This window comes from Moorena sp. SIO4E2 (assembly GCF_010671945.1).
Taxonomy (GTDB): domain Bacteria; phylum Cyanobacteriota; class Cyanobacteriia; order Cyanobacteriales; family Coleofasciculaceae; genus Moorena; species Moorena producens.
The window spans coordinates 1-4,987 of the sequence record NZ_JAAHIE010000517.1 but is presented as its reverse complement, the minus strand read 5'-3'; the positions used below and the strand labels follow the sequence as shown (position 1 = coordinate 4,987).

The following is a 4,987-nucleotide window of genomic DNA, read 5'->3' as shown; positions in this document are numbered from 1 at the left end:
CAAGATAGTCGGAACTACCCAAGCAGCTTTTCTTCTAGGGATTTGCGTCCAACGAGTTCGCCAACTTCTGAAAAATGGTAGAATTAAGGGCGCTCAAAAAGTAGGCAGATTTTGGCAAATTCCCCTATTTAACGGCTTGCCTAGGGTCAGTCCTGGTCGCCGTGGACCCAAGGGAACCTGGAGAAGAGGTTTCCAAAAGGTGGCGAGTTACATCCACGTCAACCAGAACGTGATTAAGCAAAATAAAAAGAACAACACCTACAACCCTGTGCTCACTGTCAAACAAGGTAACCGCAACACCTACGGTCATTATGTAGAAATCAAGGGTCCATCTCGGTTAGTCTATCAACCCAATTGTCCCAAGGATTGTGGAGCTACGGTGTGGCTGGAAGTTGACCCTTCTGTCGAAATTCTCACTAAAGTTTTTAGTTAATTGCAGGATGGGTATTAGCTTAGCGTTGCTGAATTAAGGAATGAATGCGCGATAATCTGGTTTTATTAAAGCCCCCTAAATCCCCCAATTATGGGGGACTTTGAGAGTTTTGTTCCCCCACCGGTGCGCTTTCCGTCGGCGAATTAAATTCGCCACGGGTCGCACCGCAAAATTGGGGGGCTAGGGGGGCGAAACCATACCCAGAATCAGCAACGCCATTAGCTTGGGGTCATTTCAGCTGGAAGCTGCTTGTTTGCGTAGCTTAAGAATTTAAAAACAAGGTGTTAACTTGAAGGTTAAAACTTTAAAATTAATGGCTTTTGGTGTTCCTTGGCCTAAAGGCCAGGCTACGGGAACGGGTAGGTTTAAATTTGGCAAGTAGACAACTGCGGCCAAGTTTACTGTAGTTGGTTTAATGTTGTTGGCAAAGCGTTCAACTCAAACAGGACGCAAAAGTTATCCCTAGATGACTCATAGATCTACTTACTTGTTACTTGTCAAATTCAGCCAACGCAAAACTTATTCCTATATACACTGATAGATTGACAGATCTATTACATTAGTTGTCAATTTCTTGCCTTGCTCTTGACTACTGTTCCTGTTGTTTGTCACTCTAGCACCAGGAAAACTAATTAATAGTTCTTACCTAAGAAAAACAGTTACGATATGGTAAGTAATGTTTAGATTTGTTGCAGTAGTAAAAAGTTCATCTCTGTTAACCTTGGGTGTATTAGCAGTCGTTAGTAACCTAATCCTGAAACCTTTAGAAGCTGGGGCTGTTGTTAATGATCAGAGTCTGGTCTTCGTAAAGGATTCATTGCCACAGGAACCAGTGCCAATTCCAGAGAAATTGAACAAAGGGGATAATCAGGTTTTAGGGAGCGACACTGTAACAAATTTCAACGCCATGGGTATTAACCAGCTCCCGAGTCCTCCAGCCCCAGCAAAAATTAGTCAAGCCCTACCTCCGAACCTACCTCCGGGTATAGAGCTACCGGAGGATCGGCTGCCGGAGAGACCTCCCTCTCTGGAACCAGCGCCAGAACCCCAACCTCCCCAGAAACTTCCTCCTGTGGATGAACTTCTTGACCCATCTACCCCTAGCCCTGATCTACCGGACGAAATTCTGGAGGATATTCCAAGACGAATCGTCATTAAACGCTTTAATATTATTGGCTCAACGGTATTCAGCCAGGAAAAATTAGCGGAAATTACCGATCCTTTCCTCAATCAACCCATCTCCTTGCCAAGATTATTTAAACTCCGGTCTGAGATCACCAAGTTATATGATCAGGAAGGATACGTTAACTCTGGAGCCTATATCCCACCTCAGGAACTTGAAGATGGGGTAGTTACCGTTGAGATTATCGAAGGGGAATTAGAAGATATTATTGTCAAGGGTCTGAGTCGGCTTAATCCTAATTACATCAAAAGCCGTCTTGCGATCGCTACCAAGAAGCCTCTGAATGTAAGGCGCTTACTGAACGGCTTACAAATGCTGCGACTCGACCCTCTAATTGCCAACATCTCAGCTGAATTGTCAGCGGGGGTGGAGCCTGGGGAGAGTTTGCTAGAAGTAACAGTAACTGAAGCCGATACTTTTAGCACCCAAATAGTAATAGATAATGGGCGCTCTCCCAGTGTAGGAAGCTTTCGGCGTCGTCCCCAAATTCGAGAAGGCAATTTACTGGGATTGGGAGATGCTTTAGAATTCAACTACACCAACACCGATGGTAGTGATACCTTTGATGTCAGCTACACCTTACCGATTAATCCCCGTAATGGTACTCTGCGCTTGGCTTATGGGACAACAGCTAGTGAAGTAATTGAGCCTCCTTTTGATAGGATAGATATTGACTCAGAATCACGGTTTTATGAGATAACCCTGCGCCAGCCTGTATTCCAAACCCCTACCGAAGAAGTAGCTATTGGTATCACCGGCTCACGCCAGGAAAGTGAAACATCTATCTTGAATAGACCCTTTGCTTTATCAGCAGGAGCTGATGATGAAGGGCGTACGCGGATTAATGCCATCCGGTTATTCCAAGAGTGGACTAAGCGCAGTGAGCAACAAGTGTTAGCAGCTCGTTCCCAGTTAAGTATCGGGATTAGTTCAGGAGATACTACGATTAACAGGGGTGGACCCGATAGCAATTTCTTCGCTTGGCGTGGTCAAGGGCAATGGGTAAGGCTACTGGCACCAAATACTATATTATTAATCCGAGGGGATGTGCAACTAGCAGACCGAGGCTTGGTACCATTAGAACAGATAGGGATTGGGGGTTTACAGAGTGTACGGGGCTATCGCCAGGATCTGATTCTATCCGACAATGGTGCGTTTATTTCTGCGGAGCTGCGTCTGCCAATTATTCAGAATCCTGATAGCGGAACTCTAGTGCAGTTGACTCCTTTTCTTGATTTTGGTACTGGCTGGAATAGAGACGATGATATTGATGATAACACGATCGCATCCCTTGGTCTAGGTTTGCGATGGCAGCAAGGAGATTTACTGGAGGCTAATATCGGCTGGGGCTTGCAGTTAGTGGATGTTGAAACTAGGGATAGAACGTTACAGGAAGATGGCTTCTACTTTTCGGTGATTTTTAGACCATTTTGAACATAAAAATTAAAATTCTAAATTCTAAATTCTACATTCTAATTAAGATAGCGTTTTTCATAGTGATGAGGTGCAGCAAGGGAGAAAATGAATCATGGTCAAAAAAAGGATATATTATGGTAGTCTAGCGAGAGTAAATCGAAAATCCTTAGGGTTGAGGATAAGGCGGTGGATAAGGTTACCTCTAATTGCTATATTAACAGCGTTACTGTGCAATTTAGTCCCTCCGGTTTTAGCGACAGTCCCACAAACTTTGAAAGTGGAAAGGTTGAAGGTTGAAGGGGATATTGCTCTTAAAGCTACTAACCTTAAACCTGATCACCTTAAAGCTGCTAATCTTGACCTTTCGGCCACGCTACGGGAAAAACCTGCTAACTTTAAACCTGCTAACTTTGGCCTTTCGGCCACGCTACGCGAACAACCTAAGAACCTTGAACAGGCTAACCTGACAGTTTCCAGGTTACTTAAACAGGGGAAAGGTCTTTACGATTCAGGTAGATTCGCCGAAGCAGTAGATGTTTTAGAACAAGCTCTTAAGACTAATCAGGCTCAGGGAGATCAACTCTCAGAAGCGATGGTGTTGAGTAATCTCTCGTTGGCTTATCAGCAACTGGGGTTATGGACTCAAGCCAAGAATGCGATCGCTAATAGTGAAAAAATATTGCGCTATATAAAAAACCGGGATAAGTCTACAGCATACTTACAAGTGCTGGCGCAATCCCTAATGATAAAAGGAAGTATTGAGCTTGGTTCATCAGAATCAAAAGCAGCAATGGAAAGTTGGGAGCAAGCTGCGCTAACTTATGGTGAATTAGGGGATGAAGCTGGTCAGATTCGCAGTCGGATTAATATAGCGCAAGCCCTACAAGACTTAGGAATGTATAAGCGGGCGTTGAATCTACTCAATCAGGTCGAGGAATCCTTAGTTGCTCAACCTGACTCTTTGAACAAAGCGATAGGATTGCGATCCCTTGGGAATATGCGTCAATTAGTAGGAGAGCTGAGCCAATCCCGGGAAACCTTAGAAAAAAGCTTAGAGATTGCCCGAAGCTTACCATACTCTCAGGAGATTAGCGCTATATTATTTAGCTTAGGCAATACAGCACGGGCTCAGCAAGAATTAGACGAGGCTATTGATTACTATCAACAAGCATTCGATCAGTCATTAGATCCAATCACTAAGCTTGAAGCCCAATTAAATCAACTTAGCTTATTGATTGATACTAAAAGGATAAAGGAAGCACAAGCACTAATCCCTCAAATCCTGCCCCAACTGGAATCGATCCCTCTGAGCCGCCGCAGTATCTATCTGAGGATTAATTTTGCTCAAAGCTTAAGGCGCGCTTTCCAATGGGCGAGTAAATCGCCCTTGGGTCGCACCTTAATGAAGGATGAAGTTAGAAGTATCAAGGATGAAGGATATGTTCAAACTTTTCTTGATGCAGTCGCTCATGGGGGAAACCCCCAAGACCGCACCGGTAGTCGCTCATGGGGGGAACCCCCAAGACCGCGCTACCTCGCTGCATCGCTAGCCAAGAGACTTCAGCCTTCGGTTAAGAAGGCCATTCAGCCTTCTTATGAAATTGCTAAAATCCTAGCTACTGCGGTACAACAGGCTAAAGCATTGGGAGATAAGCGAGCGGAAGCTTATGCTCTTGGTAGTCTAGGTCAACTGTATGAGCAGAATCAGCAGTTGCCAGAGTCTGAAGACCTGACTCAACAAGCCTTAAAGCTAGCTCAGGAAGTCAATGCTCCGGATATTAGCTATCGCTGGCAATGGCAACTGGGACGTATTTCGACAGGGCTTGGAGAAGAGGAAAATGCGATCGCAGCTTACACAGAAGCTGTTAACACCCTCAAGTCTCTACGCAGTGACCTAGTAGCTGTTAACCAACAGGTCAGGTTTACATTTCGAGAGAGTGTAGAGCCAGTTTATC

Annotated in this window: 3 protein-coding genes; all 3 read left to right on the top strand. The window is 44.7% G+C overall.

Features of this window, described 5'->3' with window-relative positions; genetic code table 11:
- Window positions 1-4 precede the first annotated feature (4 nt).
- Window positions 5-433, top strand: a complete 429-nt coding sequence (locus F6K37_RS31960; RefSeq protein WP_287254610.1) for a helix-turn-helix domain-containing protein — start codon at window positions 5-7, stop codon at window positions 431-433.
- A 676-nt stretch (window positions 434-1,109) separates the two neighbouring features.
- Window positions 1,110-3,050, top strand: a complete 1,941-nt coding sequence (locus F6K37_RS31955; RefSeq protein ID WP_008189066.1) for a ShlB/FhaC/HecB family hemolysin secretion/activation protein — start codon at window positions 1,110-1,112, stop codon at window positions 3,048-3,050.
- A gap of 253 nt (window positions 3,051-3,303) precedes the next feature.
- Window positions 3,304-4,987: tetratricopeptide repeat protein (locus tag F6K37_RS31950; protein ID WP_502887790.1), on the top strand; the 1,684-nt coding region annotated here is incomplete at its 3' end.